The 22671-nt window shown below is 71.5% G+C and carries 17 protein-coding genes; 3 read left to right on the top strand and 14 right to left on the bottom strand.

Annotated features, from left to right (window positions below; translation table 11 throughout):
• From AB0M39_RS17545 to AB0M39_RS17510, 8 genes are all read right to left on the bottom strand, one after another.
• Window positions 1-231 (bottom strand): flavodoxin-dependent (E)-4-hydroxy-3-methylbut-2-enyl-diphosphate synthase (locus AB0M39_RS17545; protein WP_365365132.1); only part of this gene is annotated, 231 nt, incomplete at its 3' end.
• A gap of 164 nt (window positions 232-395) precedes the next feature.
• On the bottom strand, window positions 396-1697 hold the full coding sequence (locus tag AB0M39_RS17540) for a site-2 protease family protein (protein WP_365365130.1): 1302 nt from the start codon (window positions 1695-1697) through the stop codon (window positions 396-398).
• Window positions 1694-2956 (bottom strand): 1-deoxy-D-xylulose-5-phosphate reductoisomerase, encoded by a 1263-nt coding sequence (gene dxr, locus AB0M39_RS17535; RefSeq protein WP_365365128.1) that lies wholly within the window; start codon window positions 2954-2956, stop codon window positions 1694-1696. Before dxr ends, AB0M39_RS17540 begins: the two co-directional genes overlap by 4 nt.
• A 46-nt stretch (window positions 2957-3002) precedes the next feature.
• A complete protein-coding gene (locus AB0M39_RS17530; RefSeq protein WP_365365126.1) occupies window positions 3003-3770 on the bottom strand; it encodes a hypothetical protein in 768 nt (255 codons plus the stop codon).
• Between the two features lie 188 nt (window positions 3771-3958).
• Window positions 3959-5905 carry an acyl-CoA dehydrogenase family protein gene (locus AB0M39_RS17525; protein ID WP_365365124.1) on the bottom strand — a complete coding sequence of 649 codons (1947 nt, stop codon included), beginning with the start codon at window positions 5903-5905 and terminating at the stop codon, window positions 3959-3961.
• Window positions 5906-6101: 196 nt separating this feature from the next.
• Window positions 6102-7547, bottom strand: coding sequence for an aldehyde dehydrogenase family protein (locus AB0M39_RS17520; protein WP_365365121.1), 1446 nt, complete (start codon window positions 7545-7547; stop codon window positions 6102-6104).
• A gap of 156 nt (window positions 7548-7703) precedes the next feature.
• Window positions 7704-9269, bottom strand: coding sequence for a PucR family transcriptional regulator (locus AB0M39_RS17515; RefSeq protein ID WP_365365119.1), 1566 nt, complete (start codon window positions 9267-9269; stop codon window positions 7704-7706).
• A 261-nt stretch (window positions 9270-9530) separates the two neighbouring features.
• On the bottom strand, window positions 9531-11933 hold the full coding sequence (locus tag AB0M39_RS17510; RefSeq protein ID WP_365365117.1) for an ATP/GTP-binding protein: 2403 nt from the start codon (window positions 11931-11933) through the stop codon (window positions 9531-9533).
• Window positions 11934-12241: 308 nt separating this feature from the next.
• On the opposite strand from AB0M39_RS17510, the gene gabT reads away from it, so the two are divergent.
• Window positions 12242-13576 carry a 4-aminobutyrate--2-oxoglutarate transaminase gene (gene gabT, locus AB0M39_RS17505; RefSeq protein ID WP_365365114.1) on the top strand — a complete coding sequence of 445 codons (1335 nt, stop codon included), beginning with the start codon at window positions 12242-12244 and terminating at the stop codon, window positions 13574-13576.
• A gap of 101 nt (window positions 13577-13677) precedes the next feature.
• On the top strand, window positions 13678-14508 hold the full coding sequence (locus tag AB0M39_RS17500) for a phosphatase PAP2 family protein (protein WP_365365112.1): 831 nt from the start codon (window positions 13678-13680) through the stop codon (window positions 14506-14508).
• A 31-nt stretch (window positions 14509-14539) separates the two neighbouring features.
• Here the strand turns inward: AB0M39_RS17500 and AB0M39_RS17495 are convergent, their stop codons facing one another.
• The 6 genes from AB0M39_RS17495 to AB0M39_RS17470 form a co-directional block, all read right to left on the bottom strand.
• The gene (locus tag AB0M39_RS17495; protein WP_365365110.1) at window positions 14540-15952 is read right to left on the bottom strand and encodes an FAD-dependent oxidoreductase; all 1413 of its coding nucleotides are present in this window, start codon (window positions 15950-15952) and stop codon (window positions 14540-14542) included.
• 23 nt (window positions 15953-15975) lie between these two features.
• Window positions 15976-16770, bottom strand: coding sequence for an ABC transporter permease (locus tag AB0M39_RS17490; RefSeq protein WP_365365108.1), 795 nt, complete (start codon window positions 16768-16770; stop codon window positions 15976-15978).
• Window positions 16770-17687: an ABC transporter permease gene (locus tag AB0M39_RS17485; protein WP_365365106.1), complete on the bottom strand. Its 918-nt coding sequence runs from the start codon at window positions 17685-17687 to the stop codon at window positions 16770-16772. Before AB0M39_RS17485 ends, AB0M39_RS17490 begins: the two co-directional genes overlap by 1 nt.
• Window positions 17684-18850, bottom strand: a complete 1167-nt coding sequence (locus AB0M39_RS17480; RefSeq protein ID WP_365365104.1) for an ABC transporter ATP-binding protein — start codon at window positions 18848-18850, stop codon at window positions 17684-17686. The genes AB0M39_RS17485 and AB0M39_RS17480 overlap by 4 nt, the downstream gene beginning before the upstream one ends.
• Before the next feature lie 135 nt (window positions 18851-18985).
• Window positions 18986-20233, bottom strand: coding sequence for a spermidine/putrescine ABC transporter substrate-binding protein (locus AB0M39_RS17475; protein WP_365365102.1), 1248 nt, complete (start codon window positions 20231-20233; stop codon window positions 18986-18988).
• 46 nt (window positions 20234-20279) lie between these two features.
• On the bottom strand, window positions 20280-21794 hold the full coding sequence (locus AB0M39_RS17470) for a gamma-aminobutyraldehyde dehydrogenase (RefSeq protein WP_365365100.1): 1515 nt from the start codon (window positions 21792-21794) through the stop codon (window positions 20280-20282).
• Window positions 21795-21969: 175 nt separating this feature from the next.
• On the opposite strand from AB0M39_RS17470, the gene AB0M39_RS17465 reads away from it, so the two are divergent.
• A complete protein-coding gene (locus AB0M39_RS17465; RefSeq protein WP_365365098.1) occupies window positions 21970-22518 on the top strand; it encodes an NADAR family protein in 549 nt (182 codons plus the stop codon).
• The last annotated feature ends 153 nt before the right edge of the window (window positions 22519-22671 follow it).

The raw sequence follows: 22671 nt of genomic DNA, 5'->3' as shown, positions 1-22671 counted from the left end.
GTCGTCCTGCGTCGGACACGCCACCCGCACGATCTGACAGCCCGACGCCGTCAGCTCCGCGATCTGCTGCAACGTCGCACCGATGTCCGACGTCCTGGTCGTCGTCATCGACTGCACGGACACGGGAGCGTCCCCGCCCACCGCCACCGAGCCGACCTGGATCTTCCGGCTGACCCTCCGGTCGGCGAGCTTCGTCGGAACGGACGGCATTCCGAGAGAAATTGCAGTCATCTGCTGTGCAACCCCAAGGTGTGGATCGTGGTCCCGAGATCGGCGGGCTCCAGCCTTCGAGGTTACGGCACCGGCCGGGGCGGGATCACATCGCGCCCGGTGAGTCCACCCAAAGGAGAGCGGCCGGACACCCAGGGCGCCCGGCCGCTTCGCTTGGCGTACGCCTATGAGATCTTCACCGGGTTGACGATGTCCGCGACGAGCACGAGCAGCGTGAAGCAGATGAAGATCCCCGCCACCACATAGGCGACCGGCATCAGCTTGGCCACGTCGAACGGGCCCGGGTCGGGGCGCCGGAACAGCTTCGCCACATTTCGGCGTACGGACTCCCACAGCGCGCCCGCGATATGGCCGCCGTCGAGCGGCAGCAGCGGCAGCATGTTGAACAGGAACAGCGAGAGGTTGAAGCCCGCGAGCAGCATCAGGAACGTCGCGATGATGTTCTGCGTGGGGACGTCGAGGTTGAGCACCTCGCCGCTGATCCGGGCCGCGCCGACGACGCCGACCGGGGAGTCGTCCTTGCGCTCGCCGTCGCTGAAGGCCGCGTTCCACAGGTCGGGGACCTTGGCCGGCAGCGCGATGATCGACTCGGCGCCGTTCTCGAGCATGTCGCCCATGCGGTCCACGGACTGGGGCACGGTCAGCGGCAGGATCTCCGTCTTGGCCTCGAATCCGAGGTAGCCCGCCTCGACGAACTTCTCGGGGACGACCTCGCCGTCCGAGTCCTTCCGGGCCACCATGTTCTTGGCCAGGGTGGCCTTGAGGACCTGCTCCTGTCCGTCGCGCTCGACCGTGATCGTGGCCGGGCCGATGGTGTCGCGGATGTGGTCCGACAGCGAGGCCCAGTCGGCGACGGGCTCGCCGTTGAAGGCGACGATCTTGTCGCCCTTCTTCAGGCCGGCGGCCTGGGCGGGCGAGACCGGGTCGGACTTCTTGCAGGTGCCGCGGTTCTCGCTCTGTGCGATGACGCACTTCTGGACGCCGGCCACCTCGGTGGTCTGCGTCGGGAAGCCGAAGGACAACGCGACGCCGAGGAAGATCGCGACGGCGAGGACCAGGTTCATGAACGGTCCGGCGAACATCACGATGACGCGCTTCCACGGCTTGCGCGTGTAGAAGAGCCGCTTCTCGTCGCCCGGCTGGAGCTCCTCGTAGGCCGCCGAGCGGGCGTCCTCGATCATCCCGCGCCAGGGCGAGGTGGAGCGCGCCTCGATCTTGCCGTCCTCGCCGGGCGGGAACATCCCGATCATGCGGATGTAGCCGCCCATGGGGATGGCCTTGACGCCGTACTCCGTCTCGCCCTTGTGCCGCGACCACAGAGTCGGGCCGAAGCCGACCATGTACTGCGGCACGCGGATGCCGAAGAGCTTGGCCGTCGAGAGATGGCCCAGCTCGTGCCAGGCGATGGAGAACAGCAGTCCCACGGCGAACAGCGCTATGCCGAGGACCGTCAAGAGAATCGTCATGCGCGCGCCTCCGCCGGCCGTACTTCACTGAATTTCGCAGCCGTCTCGCGAGCCCTGGCCCGAGCCCAGGTCTCGGCCTCCAGGACGTCGGCCACCGTGAGCGAGGTTCCCGCGGCGGGCACTCCGTGCTCGGCGACGACTTCCGTGACCGTATCCATGATTCCGTTGAACGGCAGCCGACCGGCGAGAAAAGCCTCCACGCACTCCTCGTTGGCGGCATTGAACACCGCCGGAGCCGTCCCGCCCAGCTCCCCCACTCTCCGGGCGAGTCCCACCGAGGGGAACGCCTCCGTGTCGAGCGGGAAGAACTCCCAGGCGGAGGCCTTCGACCAGTCGAAGGCGGGCGCCGCGTCCGGGACCCGCTCGGGCCAGCCGATGCCGATGGCGATGGGGCCGCGCATGTCGGGCGGGGTGGCCTGGGCCAGGGTCGAGCCGTCGGTGAACTCCACCATGGAGTGGACGTACGACTGGGGGTGGACGACGACCTCGATGCGGTCGAAGGGGATGTCGTACAGCAGATGCGCCTCGATCACCTCGAGGCCCTTGTTGACGAGGGTCGCGGAGTTGATCGTGATGACCGGGCCCATGGCCCAGGTGGGGTGGGCGAGGGCGTCCTTGGGGGTGACGCCCGCCAGCTCGGCTCGGGTACGGCCCCGGAAGGGGCCGCCGGAGGCCGTGACGACGAGCTTGCGCACATCGGCCCGCGTCCCCGCCGCCAGCGCCTGGAAGAGGGCGGCGTGCTCGGAGTCGACCGGGATGATCTGGCCGGGCTTGGCGAGGGCCTTCACCAGCGGCCCGCCGACGATGAGCGACTCCTTGTTGGCCAGCGCCAGGGTGCGGCCGGCCCGGAGCGCCGCGAGGGTGGGGGCGAGGCCGATGGAGCCGGTGATGCCGTTGAGCACCGTGTGGCAGGGGGAGGCTGCGAGGTCGGTCGCGGCGTCGGGGCCGGCGAGGATCTCCGGGAGGGGCTCGGCGCCGTACTGGGCCGCGAGGGCCTCGCGCAGGGCGGGGACGGCGTCCTCGCGGGCGACCGCGACCGCCTCGACGCGCAGCTGCCTCGCCTGCTCGGCGAGGAGTCCGACGCGTCCGCCGGCGGCGGAGAGCGCGGTGACGCGGAAGCGGTCGGGGTTGCGCAGAACCAGGTCGACGGCCTGCGTGCCGATGGATCCGGTGGCGCCGAGGACGACGACGTCCCGGCGGCCTTCGGCCGGATCGAAGGCGATGTGCGGGTCCGCGAGGGGGGATGGGCTGTCGCTCATCCCCCCATTGTGGCCGTTGCCGCCGTCCGGCCGGACAGTGCGCCCCCTATGCGCCGCCGTCGCGGCCCGCGTCGAACTTCTTCCACTGGGCCTCGACGACCTCGTCCGGGACGGCGCCGATGTCCTCCGTGCCGAGGAAGTCGGCGCGGAAGGAGAGCGTCGTCGAGCCGGAGCGGATGACGGTCAGATACTCGTAGAGCCGCAGCCTGCCCTTCACGTCCAGGACGGTGTAGCGGTACGACTGCGCCTCGTCGCCGAGGTCGGGCGCGGGGACCGGCTCGACCTTGAGGATCTTCGCCTTCGCGATGGCGCGCTCTTCGAAGTAGCCTCCGGCGCACCGGGCGCCGGCGGTGGAGAGGCCCTTCATGACGTCGGCGGCCCGACCCTTCTCGTACGAGCGCAGCTGGACGAGCACCCTGAGGCCGAGGAGCTCGTCGGCGACGTCGACCTCGCGGTTCGCCTCGGCGGCCGGGTCGTGCGCGGTGAGGCCCTCGGCGACGCTGACGAGGGGCTGACAGCGTCTGGGGTCGGCGGTGTAGTCGTCGCCGAGCGGCACGCCGTCCGTGCGCGTGACGGTATATGGGCCGATCGTCTCCCCGGCGCTCAATGCCAGGGCGTCGAGCTGCTCCTCGGTCATCGCCCCGGAGCCGGAGGCCGGGGCGGTGGGCTTGTGGTCGCTCGTGCCGTCCCCGCCCCCGCACCCGCCGGCGCCGACGAGCAGCGCACCGGCGAGGCCGACGCTCGCCGCCCCGCGCCATGGGCGCCTCCTCCCCGCTCCGAACCTCTTCTCCGCCGGCCTCCGCGCCCCGTGCATCGCCGCCCCGCCTCTCGTGAACCGTCGTCGACGAACCGTGATCATCGAACCGGAGTCCGATTCTGCGGCATGAGAGGACGGCGAGGGGTGCTTTCGCCGGCAAGAGCGTTGCGATCGGAAAGATTGGCGAGATGGGAGTCGCGGAAGGGAGTCCTGGGGCGCACCCAGCGGGTGCGCCCCAGGCGGCGTCAGTGGATGGGCCGGTGGACGTTCTCCCGGACCGCGGGGCCCGGGGTCGCGTCGGCGATCCAGGGGCCCTCGCCGCTCGGGTCGACGATTCCCTCCTCCAGCCAGGTGTACGTGCCCGACAGGACGCCCTTGACGATCTTGCGGTCGACGTCGTCGGTGTTGGTCCACAGCCGGTTGAAGAGCTCCTCGACCCGGACGCGGGACTGCCGGCAGAAGGCGTCGGCCAGCTGGTACGCCTCGCGGCCGTGGCCCTCGGAGGTGCGCAGCAGCTCCGCTCGCACGCAGGCCGCGCTCATCGCGAAGAGCTCCGCGCCGATGTCGACGATCCGGCCCAGGAAGCCCTGCTTGGTCTCCATCCGGCCCTGCCAGCGGGACATCGCGTAGAACGTCGAGCGCGCCAGCTTGCGCGCCGAGCGCTCGACGTAGCGCAGGTGTCCCGAGAGGTCCGCGTGGCCGGCCGGGTGGAACTCGTTGTAGGTGCGCGGGAGCTGACCCGGTCCCGCCACCAGCTTGGGCAGCCAGCGGGCGTAGAAGGCCGCCGCGTTCGCGCCCGCCTTCGCCTTCGCCTTGAGCGGCTTGTCCGGGTCGATGATGTCTCCGGCGACCGCGAGGTGCGCGTCGACGGCCTCGCGGGCGATCAGCAGATGCATGATCTCGGTCGAGCCCTCGAAGATCCGGTTGATGCGCAGGTCGCGCAGCATCTGCTCGGCCGGCACGGCCCGTTCGCCGCGCGCGGCCAGCGAGTCCGCGGTCTCGAAGCCGCGTCCGCCGCGGATCTGGACCAGCTCGTCGGCCATCAGCCAGGCCATCTCGGAGCCGTACAGCTTGGCCAGCGCCGCCTCGATGCGGATGTCGTTGCGGTCCTCGTCGGCCATCTGCGACGACAGGTCGAGCACGGCCTCCAGGGCGAACGTCGTCGCCGCGATGAAGGAGATCTTGGCGCCGACCGCCTCGTGCTGGGCGACCGGCTTGCCCCACTGCTCGCGCACCGCCGACCACTCGCGGGCGATCTTCAGGCACCACTTCCCCGCGCCCGCGCACATCGCGGGCAGCGAGAGCCGGCCGGTGTTGAGCGTGGTGAGCGCGATCTTGAGGCCCGCGCCCTCGGCGCCGATGCGGTTCGCGGCGGGGACGCGCACCTGGTGGAAGCGGGTGACGCCGTTCTCCAGGCCGCGCAGGCCCATGAACGCGTTGCGGTTCTCGACGGTCACGCCCTCGCTCGCCGCCTCGACGACGAAGGCGGTGATCCCGCCCTTGCGGCCCTCGGACTTCGGCACCCGGGCCATCACGACCAGCAGGTCGGCGACCACGCCGTTGGTGGTCCAGAGCTTGACGCCGTCGAGGATGTAGTCGTCGCCGTCCGGGACCGCCGTGGTGGCCAGGCGGGCCGGGTCGGAGCCGACGTCGGGCTCGGTGAGGAGGAAGGCGGAGATGTCGGTGCGGGCCAGGCGCGGGAGGAAGGCGTCCTTCTGCTCCTGCGTGCCGAAGATCTTCAGCGGCTGCGGCACGCCGATCGACTGGTGCGCGGAGAGCAGCGCGCCGAGCGCGGGGCTCGCGGAGCCGACCAGGGCCAGCGCCTTGTTGTAGTACACCTGCGTGAGGCCGAGGCCGCCGTACTTGATGTCGATCTTCATGCCGAGCGCGCCGAGCTCCTTGATCCCGTTGATCACCTCGTCCGGGATCTTGGCCTCGCGCTCGATGAGCGCGCCGTCGATCTTCGTCTCGCAGAACACCCGCAGCTTCGCGAGGAACTCCTCGCCGCGCTGGGCGTCCTCGAGGGCGGGCAGCGGATGCGGATGGATCAGGTCGAGCCGGAAACGGCCGAGGAAGAGCTCCTTCGCGAAGCTGGGCTTGCGCCAGTCCTGCTCGCGCGCGGCCTCGGCGACCTGTCGTGCTTCACGCTCTGTGACCTTCGGGGGCCGGGTCTTGTCGAGTGGTGCGGTCATGAGGCTCACCTCGCCGCGAGTCGGGAAATTCCGGGCGTCCGGCCAGTGCGCACAGATCGTCGTACCGGCCGGTGCTACTCGTCCGTACTACCCGATTCCAGGCCGCTCCACCAGTCTCCGTACGGCAGTGGAGCGACGGAGACGGCCGGAGCCCCCGCACAGCGGGCTCCGGCCGTCTCTCCTGTGGTACAGGCGTCTACAGCGCGAGGCCGGTCAGGACCAGCACCCGCTCGTAGGTGTAGTCGTCCATGGCGTAGCGCACGCCCTCGCGGCCGACGCCGGACTGCTTGGCGCCGCCGTACGGCATCTGGTCCGCGCGGTACGAGGGCACGTCGCCCACGATCACGCCGCCGACCTCGAGCGCGCGGTGGGCGCGGAAGGCGGTCTGCACGTCGTGCGTGAAGACGCCCGCCTGCAGGCCGTACTTGGAGTCGTTGACCGCGGCGAACGCCTCGGCCTCGCCGTCGACCTTCGTCACCGTCAGGACCGGTCCGAAGACCTCCTCGCAGGCGAGGGTGGTCTCGGCGGGGACGTCGGCGAGGACGGTGGGCGCGTAGGACGCGCCGTCGCGCTTGCCGCCCGCGAGCAGCTTGGCGCCGGCCTGCACGGCCTCGTCCACCCAGGTCTCGACGCGCTTGGCGGCGTCCTCGCTGACCAGCGGGCCGACGTCGGTGGCGGAGTCGGACGGATCGCCGGTGACCTGGGCCTCGACGGCCGCGACGATCTTCGGCAGCAGGCGGTCGTACACCGACGCGTCGGCGATCACGCGCTGCACGGAGATGCAGGACTGGCCGCCCTGGTAGTTGGAGAAGGCAGCGATGCGGGTCGCCGCCCAGTCCAGGTCCTTCTCGCTGGAGAAGTCGGGCAGGACGACGGCCGCGCCGTTGCCGCCGAGCTCCAGGGTGCAGTGCTTGCGCGGCACGGAGTCCATGATCGCGTAGCCGACCTTGTCCGAGCCGGTGAAGGAGATGACCGGCAGCCGCTCGTCCTGGACCAGGGCGGGCATCTGGTCGTTCGGGACCGGGAGCACGGACCAGGAGCCGGCCGGCAGCTCGGTCTCGGCGAGCAGCTCGCCGAGGACCAGGCCGGAGAGCGGGGTCGCCGGGGCGGGCTTGAGGATGATCGGCGCGCCGACCGCGATGGCCGGGGCGATCTTGTGCGCGCACAGGTTCAGCGGGAAGTTGAACGGCGCGATGCCCAGAACCGTGCCCTTGGGGAAGCGGCGGGTGAGCGCGAGGCGGCCCTGGCCGCCGGCGTCGGTGTCCAGGCGCTGGGCCTCGCCGCCGTTGAAGCGACGGGCCTCCTCGGCCGCGAAGCGGAAGACGGACACGGCCCGGCCGACCTCGCCGCGGGCCCACTTGATCGGCTTGCCGTTCTCGGCGGAGATCAGCTGGGCGATCTCCTCGGTGCGCTCGGCCAGGCGCCGGGACACATGGTCGAGGGCGGCGGCGCGCACATGCGCCGGGGTGGCGGCGAACTCGTCCCGTACGGCGTGGGCGGCCGCGACGGCCTCCTCGACCTGCGCCTCGGTGGGGACGGAGACCTGTCCGACGAGCCGGCCGTCCCAGGGGGAGGTGACGTCGAAGGCGGTCTCGCCGGTCGCCTGACGGCCGGCGAGCCAGAAGGCGTGGGTGGAAGTCATCAGTCCCCGGCCCTTCCGAAGTAGTGGGGTTGTCTGGCCCCACCGTAGGACCGCCGAGCCGTCTGTGTGGTTGTCCGCGATGGAGCGTAGGAAACCGGGGCCGCGCCCATTTGTCGTACGCGCGCCCCCCGCTTGTCGTACGCACGCCCCCCGCGGCTACTCCTGCGTCGTCGCCGACGTCGTCTTCAGCGCCAGCCACAGCTCCATCCGCACGTCCGGATCGTCCAGGGAGCGGCCCAGGATCTCCTCGACCCTGCGCATCCGGTAGCGCAGCGTGTGCCGGTGCACGCCGAGGTCGGCGGCGGCGGCGTCCCACTGGCCGTGGCGGGAGAGCCAGGCGTGCAGGGAGGCGACGAGGTCGCCGCGGCCGGTCGCGTCGTGCTCGTACAGCGCGCGCAGCATGCCGTCGGCGAACGCGCGCACCGCGTCGTCCGCGAGCAGCGGCAGGATCGAGCCCGCGGCCAGCTCCTCGTGCTCGACCAGGGCGCGGCCGCGGCGCCGGGCGACCGAGAGGGCCTGCTCGGCCTGCTTGTACGCGCCCGCAGCGGCTATGGGGCCCGTCGGCGCGGAAAGCCCGACGACGATCGCGGCGTCCTCGGCCTCCTTCGCGCCGTACTCGGCGGCGCAGGCCGCGACGACCGCCCCGCCGTCGGCGGCGAGCACGACCTGCCGCTCGTCGCTGTCCGGCACGACCAGCACGGCCTCGCCGGCCCGCGCCGCCGCCGACTCCATGGCCTCGGCGAACGCGTGCAGCGGGGCTTCGGCCGCGGGGTCCGGCTCGGAGGCGGGCTCGGCGATCAGCAGCCGGAAGGGGGCGTCGAGCAGCCCTCCGTACAGATCGCCTGCGACCGCGCGGGCGTGGTCCTGCTGGCCGGAGAGCAGCATCCGCAGCACCGCGGCGCCGAGCCGCTGCTCGGCGGCCTGGAGGGAGCGCGAGCGCTCGGTGGTCAGCGTCAGCAGGGCGACGGCGGAGTGCACGGCGTACCGCTCGGCGGTGCCCAGCGGCGCGCCCGTGCCGACGGCCAGCGCGCCGCGGACCCGGCGGCCGGTGCCCAGGGACTGCAGCTCGACCCGGTCGTCGTCCGTGTCGCCGACGACCGCGCTGGCGGGCGCGGACCGCTCCCGCAGCCGCTCCACGTCGCCGCTCAGCCGTGCGGCCCGGCGGGCGGCCCACTCCGGGGAGGCGGCGACGACGGCGCCGGACGCGTCGTACAGCGCCGCCCAGCCGTCGACATGGGCGGCGAGGCGGACGACCACCCCGTCCGGGCCCTCGGCGAGCGCGGCGCGCGTCAGCTCGCGCTGGGCCTCGAATCCTGCGGTCACCGCGCGGTACTGGTCGGCGGCGTTCGCGGCCGAGACGGCCTTGCTGATCGCGAGGAAGGGCGTGCGGCGCGGGACGGCGAGCAGCGGGAGCCCCTCCTCCTTCGCCGCCTCGACGAGCGCGTCGGGGACGTCCTCGTAGTAGACGCCGACCGCGAAGCCGAGCCCGACCACCCCGGCGCCGACCAGCCGCCGCACATAGCGGCGCATGGCCTCGCGGTCCTCGGCGTCCAGGGTCATGGCGGTGACGAGCAGCAGCTCGCCGCCCTCCATGTACGGGACGGGGTCGGCGAGCTCGCTGACGTGCGCCCAGCGCACGGGGGTCTCGAGCCGGTCCTCCCCGGCGCGCACGGTGAGTTTGAGCGCCGAGTGCTGGACGAGCGAGGCGAGCGTGGGCGGCATGGGGACCGGGGGCCCTTCGAGCGAGGTGCGGAGGCAGAAGCGCGAGTGGTGCGCCGTCTTGTGGGACGAGGTGTCGCCGTCCTGCGGGACGGGTCTTCGCCGCCTACGGGACGAGGTTTTCGCCGCCCTCCAGGGCGAGGATTTCGCCGTCCCGTATGAACGGCCTACGTCGATTCTGCCATCGCGTAGCAGTGCGGGCCCCGGCCCGGCGCCCTCTCCCCCGCACGCCCCGCCTCCGGCCCCCCGCCCGACCGGGTCTCCTCAGGTCCGCAGATCGACCAGCAGGGGCGGCGCGTGCTCCCCTCGTACGCTCGTCAGCGAGAGCACCGCATGCCCGGCGGGCACCCCGTGCGCCAGGTCGGAGGCGGACCAGCGGGCGCGCTCGACCTCCCGCACGGTCACGGCCTCGGCCGTCGCCGCCTTGCCGGTGACCAGCCTGCGCATCAGGTGCAGCGCCTTGGTCAGCGGCTCGTCGGAGATGATCTGCCGGTTGGTGACGTCCCGGGTCTGCACCCATTCGGTGCCCCAGGTCTCGGCGAACCGGCCGCCGTCCCAGGGAGCGAGCCCGGCGAACGCCATCCGGCAGCCGACCGCGCCCAGCAGCGGCCCGCGCAGCGGCTCGGGCACGTCCTCCAGGGTGCGCAGCGCCAGCACCACGCCCGCGTTGGCGGAGCGCAGCCGCTGCATCGCGCGCACCGAGTCGGCGGTGACGGTGTACGTCGCGTCGTCGAGGACCAGCGCGGCGAACAGCGACCGGTCGGAGCGGGTGAGCGCGGCCTCGGTGAACTGGGCGAGCACCAGCCTCGCGACGATCCGCGAGGCCTCGGCGTGGCCGCGCTCGGGCAGGTCGACGCGGACCCGCAGCGGATGCTCGATGGCGCGCAGCGAGAACTGCCGTCCGCCGCCGTCGGTGCGGAAGAAGTGCGCGAACGCGGGCCGGTCGAGGAAGGCGATCCGCTCGGCGAGCAGCACGCCGATGTCGTCGCCGCGCGCGGACTGGCGCTCCCGGGCGTCCAGTTCGCGCAGCTGGGCGGCCGCTCCGGGATCGTCGGAGGCCTCCAGGGCGGTGCGCAGCGCGCCGACGGCGGCCGGTGCGCCGCTGAGCAGCTCGCGCAGCTCGGGCACGGCGGGGAAGCGGCCGTGGACGCAGTCGTACGGGCCGATGAGCTGGGCCAGCGCGGTGGCCGCGCGCCGGCTGTCGCCGCCGGGGAGCGTGGCGGCGAGGTCGCCGACGAGCGCCTCGGCCAGCATCCGGGCGGCCTCGTCGGGGTCGTCGGCGCCGCCGTACAGGTCGAGGTCGTGGGTGGAGTCGGCGCGGCCTACGGAGACGACGAGGTCGAAGTCGTCGTCGGGGGCTGCGGCCGCGCCCTGCGGGGTGACGGCGACGACGGCGGCGCGGTTGGCGAGGGCCTGGAGGCACAGGGACTCGACGACGGGACGTACCAGCCGCACGCTCTTGCCGGCCCCGGAGGGTCCGACGGCGAGCAGCGAGGTCCCCAGCAGCGCGGGCTCCAGGGCGACGCCGGTGGTGCGGCGTGCGTAGGGATTGCGCGGGTCGTCGACCGCGGTGCCGATCTTGACCTGTGCGGTGGCGAGGTCGTGGGTCGCGCTGCGCACGGGCAGGTCCCGCACGCCCGACGGGTGGGCGCAGGCGGCCGCGCCGTGCTTGCGGACGGTCTCGGCGAAGGCGGCCAGCCGCTCGGGCCTGGCGTGCACCCCCTGCCAGGCGCGTCGGATCCGGGCGTAGTCCACGTCCCCGAGCGTTCCGCGTGCCGTGGCGTCGGCGAGCCGGTCGGCGGCCGCGCCCAGACCGGCGGCGCGCAGCTCGGGCCAGTCGGCGGGGTCGGCCTCGGAGGGAGGCTGCGGCGCTGTCGCGGGCTCGGCGGCGCCCAGTCGGCGCCGTACGGGAGGCCATGAGCCGATGCGTCCCACGGCCGCGATCACGGCGGCCACGAGCAGCACGTAGTAGATATTGGACACCCAGGTGGTCCAGGTGACGGTGCGGGGCATGTCGCGCCACACGCCGGGCAGCAGCACGAAGAGCGGCCATACGGGCACTCCGTAGCGCTGCCAGACCTCGCGCCAGTTGCCGATCCGCCCGAAGCCGACGGCGAGCAGCACCAGGACGAGTGCGTAGTAGACGTAGATCGCGGCGACGAAGAGCTCCGCGTCGTCGCTGCCCGGGGCCTTCCAGTCGTCCGGGACCAGCCACAGCATCGGCAGCAGCCACCAGTCCTTGACGAAGATCCACCAACCGCTCAGATAGCCGTTCCACAGCAGCGACCACAGCAGCCAGCCGCAGAGATAGGCGATGAAGGCCCCGCTGAACAGCTGGCGGGCGGGCACGACGTCCGGCGCCTCCAGCGGCCGCTCGCGGTGGCCGAGCCGCCAGATGCCGGGGGCTGCCGCGGGCCGCGGGGTGCGCAGCCACTCGACGACGGCGGGCCGGGTGACCGGCGCGTGCTCAGGCAGCGCGGGGGTCCCGAACGGCACGGAGGGCGGCGGGCCGGGCGGCGGCCCGGCGGGGCGTGGCACGGACGGGCCGTGCGCGTCGGGCGCGTGTCCGGCCCCCGCGGCCCCGGACGTCGAGGCCGCGCCCGCCGCTCCGGACGCCCCGGACCCGCGTCCCGTGCCGCGTGCATCGAATGTGCCTTCGGATTCCATGAAACCGCTGCCCCCTGACCAGCCAGGCCCGCTCTGTGCACCCGTCAATCTAGTGCCACGGCTATGGGAGTTCGGTGATGCGCGCCCCCTCGGCGGCGGTGTTCTACCGCGTCCTGGCCCGTTGTCCCCGCCGGAGGCACAGCGCCCCCCGCACGCCTGGCTCACCACCGCCCCGAGCGCCGTTGTCCGTCGGGGACAACGACACGCCCCCAATACTCCCGAACGGAGCATGCCCGGGCCTTGTCCCCGCGCCTAGCCTGCGGAGAAAGAGAAGCAGCGTCCGTTTCACCCACCCCCAGGAGCCCCTCATGACCGCAATCCCGCAGGAGCGCCGCGTCGTCACCGCCATCCCCGGCCCGAAGTCGCAGGAGCTGCAGGCCCGCCGCCTCAACGCGGTGGCCGGCGGCGTGGGCTCCGTGCTTCCCGTCTTCACGGCCCGCGCGGGCGGCGGCATCATCGAGGACATCGACGGCAACCGCCTGATCGACTTCGGCTCCGGCATCGCCGTGACCTCGGTGGGCGCGTCCGCCGAGGCCGTCGTACGCCGTGCGTCCGCGCAGCTGGCGGACTTCACCCACACCTGTTTCATGGTCACGCCGTACGAGGGGTACGTCGAGGTCTGCGAGGCGCTCGCCGAGCTGACCCCGGGCGACCACGCGAAGAAGTCCGCGCTGTTCAACTCCGGCGCCGAGGCCGTCGAGAACGCGGTCAAGATCGCCCGTGCGCACACCAAGCGCCAGGCCGTCGTCGTCTTCGACCACGGCTACCACGGCCGCACCAACCTCACGATGGCGCTGACCGCCAAGAACATGCCGTACAAGCACGGCTTCGGCCCGTTCGCGCCCGAGGTCTACCGCGTCCCGGTCGCCTACGGCTACCGCTGGCCGACCGGCCCGGAGAACTGCGGCCCCGAGGCCGCCGCCCAGGCCATCGACCAGATCTCCAAGCAGGTCGGCGCGGAGAACGTCGCCGCGATCATCATCGAGCCGGTCCTCGGCGAGGGCGGCTTCATCGAGCCCGCCAAGGGCTTCCTGCCCGCGATCTCGCAGTTCGCCAAGGACAACGGCATCGTCTTCGTCGCCGACGAGATCCAGTCCGGCTTCTGCCGCACCGGCCAGTGGTTCGCCTGCGAGGACGAGGGCGTCGTCCCCGACCTGATCACCACCGCCAAGGGCATCGCCGGCGGCCTCCCGCTCGCCGCCGTCACGGGCCGCGCCGAGATCATGGACGCCGCGCACGCGGGCGGCCTCGGCGGCACCTACGGCGGCAACCCGGTGGCCTGCGCCGCCGCGCTGGGCTCCATCGAGACGATGAAGGAGCTCGACCTCAACGCCAAGGCCAAGCGCATCGAGGAGGTCATGAAGGGCCGCCTCGCCGCGATGCAGGAGAAGTTCGACATCATCGGCGACATCCGCGGCCGCGGCGCGATGATCGCGATCGAGCTGGTCAAGGACCGCGCCGCCAAGACGCCGAACCCGGAGGCGACCGCCGCGCTGGCCAAGGCGTGCCACGCCGAGGGTCTGATCATCCTGACCTGCGGCACCTACGGCAACGTGCTGCGCTTCCTGCCCCCGCTGGTGATCGGCGAGGACCTGCTCAACGAGGGTCTGGACATCATCGAGCAGGCGCTCGCGAACGTCTGACCGAGTGAACGGTGAGGGCCTGTGAAGAAGCTGTGGGGGGCCGATGGCGGGATGGAGATCCGCCTGTCGGTCCCCCAGCCCCTGCCGTACGGTTTCTGCAGATGAGAGAAACACCCCGCTCGCAGGGGACTGCGAGCGACCCCAGGGCGGAGCCTCCCCAGCCTCGTCTTGGTCGTGCCCTCGCGCACACCACTGGAGCCCATGGCTCCGGAACTCCTCACCGATCGGATGGCCGCCCGCCCCAAACCCCCCGGGGCGCGCGGCACACCGGTCCGGCCGGCCTTCTCGGAACCACCCCCCCTGTTCCGGGAAGGCCGGCTCCTCCTTTTCTCCTCTCTCTTTCCCTGCTGGCGCTGTGCGCCGTTCTCTTCGCGCTGATCACCTGGCAGACGGCCGCCGACGGTCCGCTGCGCGCCCTGGACGAGCGCGCCGGCCGGGCGGCGATCGGGCGCGGACCGGTCCCTCTGGCGGAGCTCTTCGCCGACCTCGGCAACCTGGCCGTCGCGCTGCCGGTGCTCGCGGCGGCGATCGGGTACGCGGTGTGGCGACGGTGCCGCCGCGACGCGCTGGCGTTCGCGCTGGCCATGGCGCTCGTCCCGGCGCTGGTCGCCCCGCTCAAGGCGTGGGTGGACCGGGTGGGCCCGCTGACCGCCGAGACCGGCTACTACCCCTCGGGGCACGCGGCGACCGCGATGGTGGCGTACGTCGGCGCCGCCCTGCTCGTCGGCGGAGCGCTGGGCAGACGGCTGATGCCCGTCGCCGTGCTGCTGACGGCGGCGACGGGCATCGGGCTGGTGCTGCGCGGCTACCACTGGCCTCTCGACGTGGTGGGCAGTTGGTGCCTGTGCGGGATGCTGCTCCTGGCCTGCTCGAGCCATTCGCGTCGACGTTCTTCGACAACTCCCTGCTCTTCGACGACTGCCGCTGACTGAAGGTCGTCAGCCCGCGCAGCGCCGGCCGCGGCTAGCTGTCGAAGCCGAGGCCGAGCCGGTCCATCGCCTTCAGCCACACATTGCGCCGCCCGGCGTTGGCGTCCGCCCTGGCCAGGGACCGCTTGGTGAACTCGATGCCGGCCCAGGCGAGCGGCTCGGGCGGGAACGGCAGGGGCTTCTTGCGCACCATCTCCAGCTCCGTGCGCTCGGTCTGCTCGCCGGACAGCAGGTCGAGCATCACCTCCGCGCCGAAGCGGGTCGCGCCGACGCCGAGCCCGGTGTACCCGGCCGCGTAGGCGACCCGGCCGCCGTGGGCGGCGCCGAAGAAGGCGGAGAACCGCGAGCAGGTGTCGATCGCGCCGCCCCAGGCATGGCTGAAGCGCAGGCCCTCCAGCTGGGGGAAGCAGGCGAAGAAATGGCCGGCGAGCTTCAGATACGTCTCCGGCCGGTGGTCCATCTCGGCGCTGACTCTGCCGCCGTACGGATAGATCGCGTCGTAGCCGCCCCAGAGGATGCGGTGGTCGGCGGTGATACGGAAGTAGTGGAACTGGTTGGCGACGTCGCCGAGCCCCTGCCGGCTCTGCCAGCCGATCGAGGCCAGCTGCTCGGCGCTCAGCGGCTCGGTCGTCAGCGCGTAGTCGTAGACCGGGACGGTGTACGGACGCACCCGCTTGACCAGCGAGGGGAAGACGTTGGTGCCGAGTGCGACCCGCTCGGCGAAGACCCTGCCGTACGGCGTGCGCACGACCGTCTGCGCGCCGGAGTCGGCGAGCTCGAGGCCGGCGGTGTTCTCGTAGACGCGCACGCCCAGATCCAGGCAGGCCTGCTTGAGGCCCCAGGCGAGCTTGGCCGGGTGCAGCATGGCGACCCCCCGGCGGTCCCACAGGCCGCCGAGGAAGGTCGGCGAGTTCACCTCGGCGCGCACCTGGTCCTGGTCGAGGAGTTCGAGGCCGGTGAAGCCGAGCTCGGTCGCCTGCTCGTACATCTCGCGGATCTCGTCGACCTGGTACGGCTCGGTGGCGACGTCGATCTCGCCGGTGCGCTCGAAGTCGCAGTCGATGCCGTACGCGGCGACCGCCGCCTCGATGGCGTCGAGGTTGCGCGCGCCGAGCTCCTCCAGCTTGACGAGCTCGCCCGGCCAGCGGGCGAGTCCGTTGCCGAGGCCGTGGGTGAGGGAGGCGGCGCAGAAGCCGCCGTTGCGGCCCGAGGCGGCCCAGCCCACCTCGCGCCCCTCGATCAGTACGACGTCCCGGCCGGGGTCGCGCTCCTTGGCCAGCAGCGCGGTCCACAGTCCGCTGTAGCCGCCGCCCACCACGAGGAGGTCGCAGCGCTCGTCGCCGGTCAGCGCCGGCAGCGCGCCCGGCTTTTCGGGGTCGTCCAGCCAGAAGGAGACGGGCTGGGCGTCGGAGAGTGATGAGGCAAAGGTCATGGCAGCTGGGGCCATGGTTTCCACTCCTTCAAGGGGGTCTAGGGCTGTGCCTTCTGCTTCCGCCGGCTGCTGACGACCTGGCCGGCGACGACGATCAGTACGGCGATGGCGAACATGGCCGTGCCGATGACGTTGATCTGGACGGGCGTGCCGCGCTGGGCCGAGCCCCACACGAACATGGGGAAGGTGACGGTGCTGCCCGAGTTGAAGTTGGTGATGATGAAGTCGTCGAAGGAGAGCGCGAACGCGAGCACCGCGCCCGCCGCGATGCCGGGGGCGGCGATCGGCAGCGTGACCCGCAGGAACGTCTGCACAGGCCCCGCGTACAGATCGCGCGCGGCCTCCTCCAGACGCGGGTCCATCGACATCACGCGCGCCTTGACGGCGACGACGACGAAGCTCAGACAGAACATCGTGTGGGCGATCAGGATGGTCATATAGCCCAGCTGCGCGCCCAGGTTGAGGAAGAGGGTCAGCAGCGATGCGGCCATGACCACCTCGGGCATCGCCATCGGCATGAAGATCAGCGAGTTGATCGCGCCACGCGCCCGGAAGCGGTAGCGGACCAGCGCGAACGCGATCATCGAGCCGAGCACCGTCGCTCCGACGGTCGCCCAGAAGGCGATCTGGAGGGAGAGCGTCAGCGAGCCGCACAGGTCGGCGACGCCGCACGGGTCCGTCCATGCCTCGGTGGAGAACTGCTGCCAGCGGTAGTTGAACCGCCCGGCCGGCTTGTTGAACGAGAACACCATCACGACGATGTTCGGCAGGATCAGATACGCGAGCGTGAGCAGGCCCACGATCACGACGAAGTTGCGCCTCAGCCAACGCATCAGACGAGATCCTCCGTTCCGGCCCGGCGGATGTAGACGGTCACCATGATCAGAACGACCGCCATGAGGATGAAGGACAGCGCGGCCGCGGTCGGGTAGTCGAGCACCCGCAGGAACTGCGACTGGATGACGTTGCCGACCATGCGCGTGTCGGTGGAGCCGAGCAGTTCGGCGTTCACGTAGTCGCCGCTGGCCGGAATGAAGGTCAGCAGCGTCCCGGAGACGACGCCCGGCATGGAGAGCGGGAAGGTCACCCTGCGGAAGACCGTCCTCGGCTTGGCGTACAGATCGCCGGCCGCCTCGTGCAGGCGCGGGTCGATCCGCTCCAGCGAGGTGTACAGCGGAAGCACCATGAACGGCAGGAAGTTGTACGTCAGACCGGTGACCACCGCCAGCGGCGTGGCGAGCACCCGGTCGCCCTCGGTCATCCCGAGCCAGCTGGTGACGTCGAGGAAGCCGATGGTGTTGAGGACCTCCACCACCGGTCCGCCGTCCGCGAGGATCGTCTTCCAGGCGAGGGTGCGGATCAGGAAGCTGGTGAAGAACGGCGCGATGACCAGGACGAGCAGCAGATTGCGCCAGCGGCCCGCCTTGAAGGCGATCAGATAGGCGAGCGGATAGCCCAGCAGCAGACACAGGACGGTGGCGGTGCCCGCGTACAGCAGGGACCGCAGGAAGTGCGGGTAGTACTCGGCGATGGCGTCCCAGTAGGTCTGGAAGTGCCAGGTGACCTCGAAGCCCTGCTCCAGAGAGCCGGTCTGCACGGAGGTCGACGCCTGGTAGACCAGCGGCAGGGCGAAGAAGACCAGCAGCCACAGGATGCCGGGCAGCAGCAGCCAGTACGGCACGAGCTTGCGCCGCACGGACGGCTTGCGGAGCACCGGCTCGGCGACCGGCGGGGTCTCGGTGGCGGTCATGCGCCCTCCTTGACCGTCTCCACGCCCGCGTCGCCCATCGTCCCTGCAAGCATGGACTGTGCGGCGTCGAGTCCAAAGGTGTGCGCAGGGTTCCAGTGCAGGACGACCTCGGCGCCGGGGGTCAGGCTCGCGTCGCGCTCGATGTTCTGTACGTACACCTCCAGCTCGGGGCAGACCGGGCTGTCGACGATGAACTGCGTGGAGACTCCGATGAAGCTGGAGTCCACGATCCGGCCGCTGACGGTGTTGCGGCCGTCGGCGATGGCGCCCGCGTCGGCGGCGTGCGCCAGCGAGACCTTCTCGGGACGGACGCCGACCAGCAGCTTCCCGCCGGTGCGGGGCTCGGTGGCGCAGCGGTCGGCGGGCAGCCGCAGCTTGGCCCCGGCCGCCGTGACGATCACGTCGTCGCCGGTCCGCTCGGCCACCTCGGCCTCGATGAGGTTGGAGGTGCCCAGGAAGTTGGCGACGAAGGTGGTGTGCGGGTGCTCGTACAGCTCGGCGGGCGCGCCCAGCTGCTCGACCCGTCCGCCGTTCATGACCGCGACCGTGTCGGCCATCGTCATGGCCTCCTCCTGGTCGTGGGTGACGTGCACGAAGGTGATGCCGACCTCGGTCTGGATGCGCTTGAGCTCCAGCTGCATCTGGCGGCGCAGCTTGAGGTCGAGGGCGCCGAGCGGCTCGTCGAGCAGCAGCACCTGCGGGTGGTTGATGAGCGCGCGGGCCACGGCGACGCGCTGCTGCTGGCCGCCGGAGAGCTGGTGCGGCTTGCGCTTGGCGAAGTCGCCCAGCTCCACGAGGTCGAGCATGTCGCCGACCTGCTTCTTCACCGACGTGACGCCGCGTCGGCGCAGCCCGAAGGCGACGTTCTCGTAGACGTCGAGATGCGGGAAGAGCGCATAGCTCTGGAAGACGGTGTTGACCGGGCGTTTGTGCGGCGGCAGGGAGGTGACGTCCGTGTCGCCGAGGAACACGGCGCCGGTGGTGGGCTCCTCCAGACCGGCGATCATGCGCAGGGTCGTCGTCTTGCCGCAGCCGGACGCGCCCAGCAGCGCGAAGAAGGAGCCCTGCGGAATGGTCAGGTCGAGCGGCTGTACGGCGGTGAAGGAGCCGTAGGTCTTGCTGATACCAGCGAGGCGGACGTCGCCGCCGGTGGTCTGTGTCATTGATGGCTCCCGGGTTGGGGGCGAAGGGGCTTACGTCGTGGCGGCTCTGCGGCGCCGAGAGGGCGGCGCCGCTCGCCCGGCTTCGTCCGGTGAACTGCGCGGCGCCCCGCTCCTCGGGGGCTTGGCCGCGAGGGGCTACGCGCCGATGAGCTTGGCGAACTTCTCTTCGTACGCCGTCTCTTCCTCGGAGCTGAGCGAGCGGAAGGAGTGGGACTTGGCCGCCATGGCCGCGTCCGGGATGATCAGCGGGTTCGCGGCCAGAGCCGGATCGATCTTGGCGAGCTCGGGGCCGACGCCGTTGACCGGGCTCACGTAGTTGATGTACGCGGCGAGCTGGGCCGCGACCGGGAGCTCGTAGTAGTAGTCGATCAGCCTGGTGGCGTTCTTCTGGTGCCTGGCGTTCGCCGGGACCAGCAGGTTGTCGGTCGCCGTCATATAGCCGGCGGCCGGGATCGAGAACTTGACGTCCGGGTTGTCGACCTGGAGCTGGATGAGGTCCCCGGCCCAGGCCACACAGGCGGCGATGTCGCCCTTGTCGAGGTCCGAGGTGTAGTCGTTGCCGGTGAAGCGGCGGATCTGCTTCTTGTCGACGGCCTTCTGGAGCCGGTTGATGGCGGCGTCGTAGTCGGCGTCGTCGACCTTGGCCGGGTCCTTGCCCATGTCGAGCAGGGTCAGTCCGACGGTGTCGCGCATCTCGGTGAGGAGGCTGACCCGGCCCTTGAGGGTGGGGTCGTCCAGCAGCTGGGTGATGGAGTCGACCTTGCGGCCCTTGGTCGCCTTGACGTTGTAGGCGATGACGGCCGGAATGCCGGTCCAGGGGTAGGAGTAGGCGCGTCCCGGGTCCCAGTCGGGGCTGCGGAACTGGGAGGAGAGGTTGGCGTACGCGTGCGGCAGCAGCGAGGCGTCGAGCTTCTGCGCCCAGCCGAGCCGGATCATCCGGGCGGCGAGCCAGTCGGTGACGTTGATCAGGTCGCGGCCGGTGTCCTGGCCGGCCGCCAGCTGCGGCTGGATCTTGCCGAAGAACTCGACGTTGTCGTTGATGTCCTCGGTGTACCGGACGGCGATCCCGGTGCGCTTGGTGAACGCCTGGAGGGTGGGACGGGTCTTGCCGTCCTCGCTGATGTCCATGTACTCGGTCCAGTTGGAGAAGTTGATCTGCTTCTCCTGGTCCGAGTGGTCGTCGGAGGCCGCCGCGCCCTCCTCCCGCTTGGCGGGCGGGATGCCGCAGCCGCTCAGAATGCCGGCGCCGCCGACCGCGAGCGCGCCGACGCCCGACGCACGCAGCAGCGAGCGGCGGGAGAGTGCGCCTCGCCCGTTCGTCAAGCTGCGTCGCACGGCGGCCAGTTGGGCCGCGGAGAGGCGGTCGGGCTCGTTGTGCTTCATGCGCTGTGCCCTTTCGGGATGGTGCCGCCGGTCGGGCGGCTACTGGCTATCGGTCCCCGAAGATCGTGCGGTGCCAGTCCTTGGCCGCCACCGCTGTGTTGTCGAACATCACGTGCTTGACCTGCGTGTACTCCTCGAAGGAGTAGACGGACATGTCCTTTCCGAAGCCCGATGCCTGGTAGCCGCCGTGCGGCATCTCGCTGATGATCGGGATGTGGTCGTTGACCCAGACGCAGCCCGCCTGGATCTCGCGGGTGGCGCGGTTGGCGCGGTAGACGTCGCGGCTCCAGGCGGAGGCGGCGAGGCCGTAGGGGGTGTCGTTGGCGAGGGCGATGCCCTCGTCGTCGGAGTCGAAGGGGACGACCACGAGGACCGGCCCGAAGATCTCGGACTGGACGACCTCGCTGTCCTGCGCGGCGCCGGCGATCAGGGTGGGGAGGTAGTACGCGCCGTCCTTCAGCTTGCCCCCGGGGGCCTCGCCGCCGGTGACGACGGTGGCGTAGGCCCGGGCCCGGTCGACGAAGCCCGCGACGCGGTCGCGCTGGAGGTGCGAGACCAGCGGGCCGAGGTCGGTCGACGGGTCGAAGGGGTCGCCGAGCCGGACGGTCGCCATCAGATCGGCGACGCCGCTGACGAAGGCGTCGTACAGCGGGCGCTGGACGTAGGCGCGGGTGGCGGCGGTGCAGTCCTGGCCGCTGTTGATGAGCGAGCCGGCGACCGCGCCGTGCACGGCGGCCTCCAGGTCGGCGTCGTCGAAGACCACGAAGGGCGCCTTGCCGCCGAGCTCCAGGTGGAGGCGCTTGACGGTGGCGGTGGCGACCTCGGCGACGCGCTTGCCGACGGGGGTGGAGCCGGTGAAGGAGGTCATGGCCACGTCCGGGTGGCCGACGAGGTGCTCGCCCGCGTCGCGCCCCGCGCCGGAGATCACGTTGACGACGCCGTCGGGGATCCCTGCCTCCTGCGCCGCCTGCGCGAACATCAGCGAGGTCAGCGGGGTGATCTCGGCGGGCTTGAGCACGATGGTGTTGCCCGCGGCGATGGCCGGCAGGACCTTCCAGGCGGCCATCTGGAGCGGATAGTTCCAGGGGGCGATGGAGCCGACGACGCCGATCGCCTCACGCCGTACGTACGAGGTGTGGTCGCCGCTGTACTCGCCGGCGGACTGCCCCTGGAGATGGCGGGCCGCGCCGGCGAAGAAGGCGGTGTTGTCGACGGTGCCGGGCACGTCGAACTCGGTGCTCAGCTTGATGGGCTTGCCGCACTGGAGGGACTCGGCGTACGCGAGGTCGGCGGCCTGGTCGGCGAGGACCGAGGCGAAGGCGTGCAGGGCGTCGGAGCGCTCGCCCGGCGTCGCGCCCGCCCAGCCGGGGAAGGCCGCGCGGGCGGCGGCGACGGCCGCGTCCACGTCGGCGGCCCCTGCGAGTTCATAGGTGTGGACCGTCTCGCCCGTCGCCGGGTTCACGATGTCCTGTGTGCGTCCTGCGGAACCGGGCCGCAGCCGCCCGTCGATGTACTGTGCGCCGGCCGCGAAGCGGTCGTGCACCTGGAAGCGGTTGCCCATGGCGCTCTCCGTTGTTCCCGCTCGATTTGAGTGCCGATCCTGACAGAGGGCTACTTCCTCAACAAGTGATTCCGTTGTTGCCTTTTGGTTACGCAACGGAATCGGTCGACCATGTGTCGCGTCCCGCGGGAAATACCCGTACGGAGTGTCAGTGGTGGATGTCAGACTCGCGTGCATGGGGATGAAAGAGCTGATGAAGCAGGTCAGCATGGATCAACGCATCAAGTATCTGCATTTTTGGGGCCATGCGCCGCGCCGGGACGGCACTATCGGCTCAAGCTGCCTCAGCCAGTGGTGGCCGTCGCCGTTCGTGGTCGACGGAGTGCGCTATGCCACCGCCGAGCACTGGATGATGGCGTCCAAGGCACGCCTCTTCGGCGACGCGGAAGCCGAGCAGAAGGCCCTGGAGGCGCCGAACCCGGCTCTGGCGAAGAGGGCGGGCCGCCTGGTGCGCGGCTTCAAAGACGAGACCTGGGTCCGCGAGCGCTTCGCGATCGTGCGCGAGGGCAGCATCCACAAGTTCGGCCAGAACGAGGAGCTGCGGACCTTCCTGCTCAACACTCAGCAGCGCGTCCTGGTCGAGGCGAGCCCCCTCGACCGCATCTGGGGCATCGGCCTGGCAGCAGACGACCCCCGCGCCCAGGACCCCACCCGCTGGCGCGGCCAGAACCTCCTGGGCTTCGCCCTGATGGAGGCGAGAGAGGCGCTCAGGGAGGGGGCGTGAGGGTGGGGGCGCCGGGCGCGGCCGGGTTCTGAGTCGCGGCCCCTCGGGCCCGGCTGGGGCTTGGGGCGCCTACCGGCCCGGCCGACGACAGAGGAGCCATCCCTTGAACCCGGCCGAGCTCTGAGGCGCGAACCCCGGCACCCGGCTGACGCT

This window comes from Streptomyces sp. NPDC051907, assembly GCF_040681075.1.
Taxonomy (GTDB): Bacteria; Actinomycetota; Actinomycetes; order Streptomycetales; family Streptomycetaceae; genus Streptomyces.
This window is presented reverse-complemented; position numbering and strand designations above follow the sequence as displayed.

What these genes read in the sequence shown, in the direction of transcription:
- AB0M39_RS17540 (WP_365365130.1), bottom strand. Translation starts at nt 1,697, where the DNA reads ATGACGATTCTCTTGACGGTCCTCGGCATAGCGCTGTTCGCCGTGGGA.
- dxr (WP_365365128.1), bottom strand. Translation starts at nt 2,956, where the DNA reads ATGAGCGACAGCCCATCCCCCCTCGCGGACCCGCACATCGCCTTCGAT.
- AB0M39_RS17530 (WP_365365126.1), bottom strand. Translation starts at nt 3,770, where the DNA reads ATGCACGGGGCGCGGAGGCCGGCGGAGAAGAGGTTCGGAGCGGGGAGG.
- AB0M39_RS17525 (WP_365365124.1), bottom strand. Translation starts at nt 5,905, where the DNA reads ATGACCGCACCACTCGACAAGACCCGGCCCCCGAAGGTCACAGAGCGT.
- AB0M39_RS17520 (WP_365365121.1), bottom strand. Translation starts at nt 7,547, where the DNA reads ATGACTTCCACCCACGCCTTCTGGCTCGCCGGCCGTCAGGCGACCGGC.
- AB0M39_RS17515 (WP_365365119.1), bottom strand. Translation starts at nt 9,269, where the DNA reads ATGCCGCCCACGCTCGCCTCGCTCGTCCAGCACTCGGCGCTCAAACTC.
- AB0M39_RS17510 (WP_365365117.1), bottom strand. Translation starts at nt 11,933, where the DNA reads ATGGAATCCGAAGGCACATTCGATGCACGCGGCACGGGACGCGGGTCC.
- gabT (WP_365365114.1), top strand. Translation starts at nt 12,242, where the DNA reads ATGACCGCAATCCCGCAGGAGCGCCGCGTCGTCACCGCCATCCCCGGC.
- AB0M39_RS17500 (WP_365365112.1), top strand. Translation starts at nt 13,678, where the DNA reads ATGAGAGAAACACCCCGCTCGCAGGGGACTGCGAGCGACCCCAGGGCG.
- AB0M39_RS17495 (WP_365365110.1), bottom strand. Translation starts at nt 15,952, where the DNA reads ATGGCCCCAGCTGCCATGACCTTTGCCTCATCACTCTCCGACGCCCAG.
- AB0M39_RS17490 (WP_365365108.1), bottom strand. Translation starts at nt 16,770, where the DNA reads ATGCGTTGGCTGAGGCGCAACTTCGTCGTGATCGTGGGCCTGCTCACG.
- AB0M39_RS17485 (WP_365365106.1), bottom strand. Translation starts at nt 17,687, where the DNA reads ATGACCGCCACCGAGACCCCGCCGGTCGCCGAGCCGGTGCTCCGCAAG.
- AB0M39_RS17480 (WP_365365104.1), bottom strand. Translation starts at nt 18,850, where the DNA reads ATGACACAGACCACCGGCGGCGACGTCCGCCTCGCTGGTATCAGCAAG.
- AB0M39_RS17475 (WP_365365102.1), bottom strand. Translation starts at nt 20,233, where the DNA reads ATGAAGCACAACGAGCCCGACCGCCTCTCCGCGGCCCAACTGGCCGCC.
- AB0M39_RS17470 (WP_365365100.1), bottom strand. Translation starts at nt 21,794, where the DNA reads ATGGGCAACCGCTTCCAGGTGCACGACCGCTTCGCGGCCGGCGCACAG.
- AB0M39_RS17465 (WP_365365098.1), top strand. Translation starts at nt 21,970, where the DNA reads ATGGGGATGAAAGAGCTGATGAAGCAGGTCAGCATGGATCAACGCATC.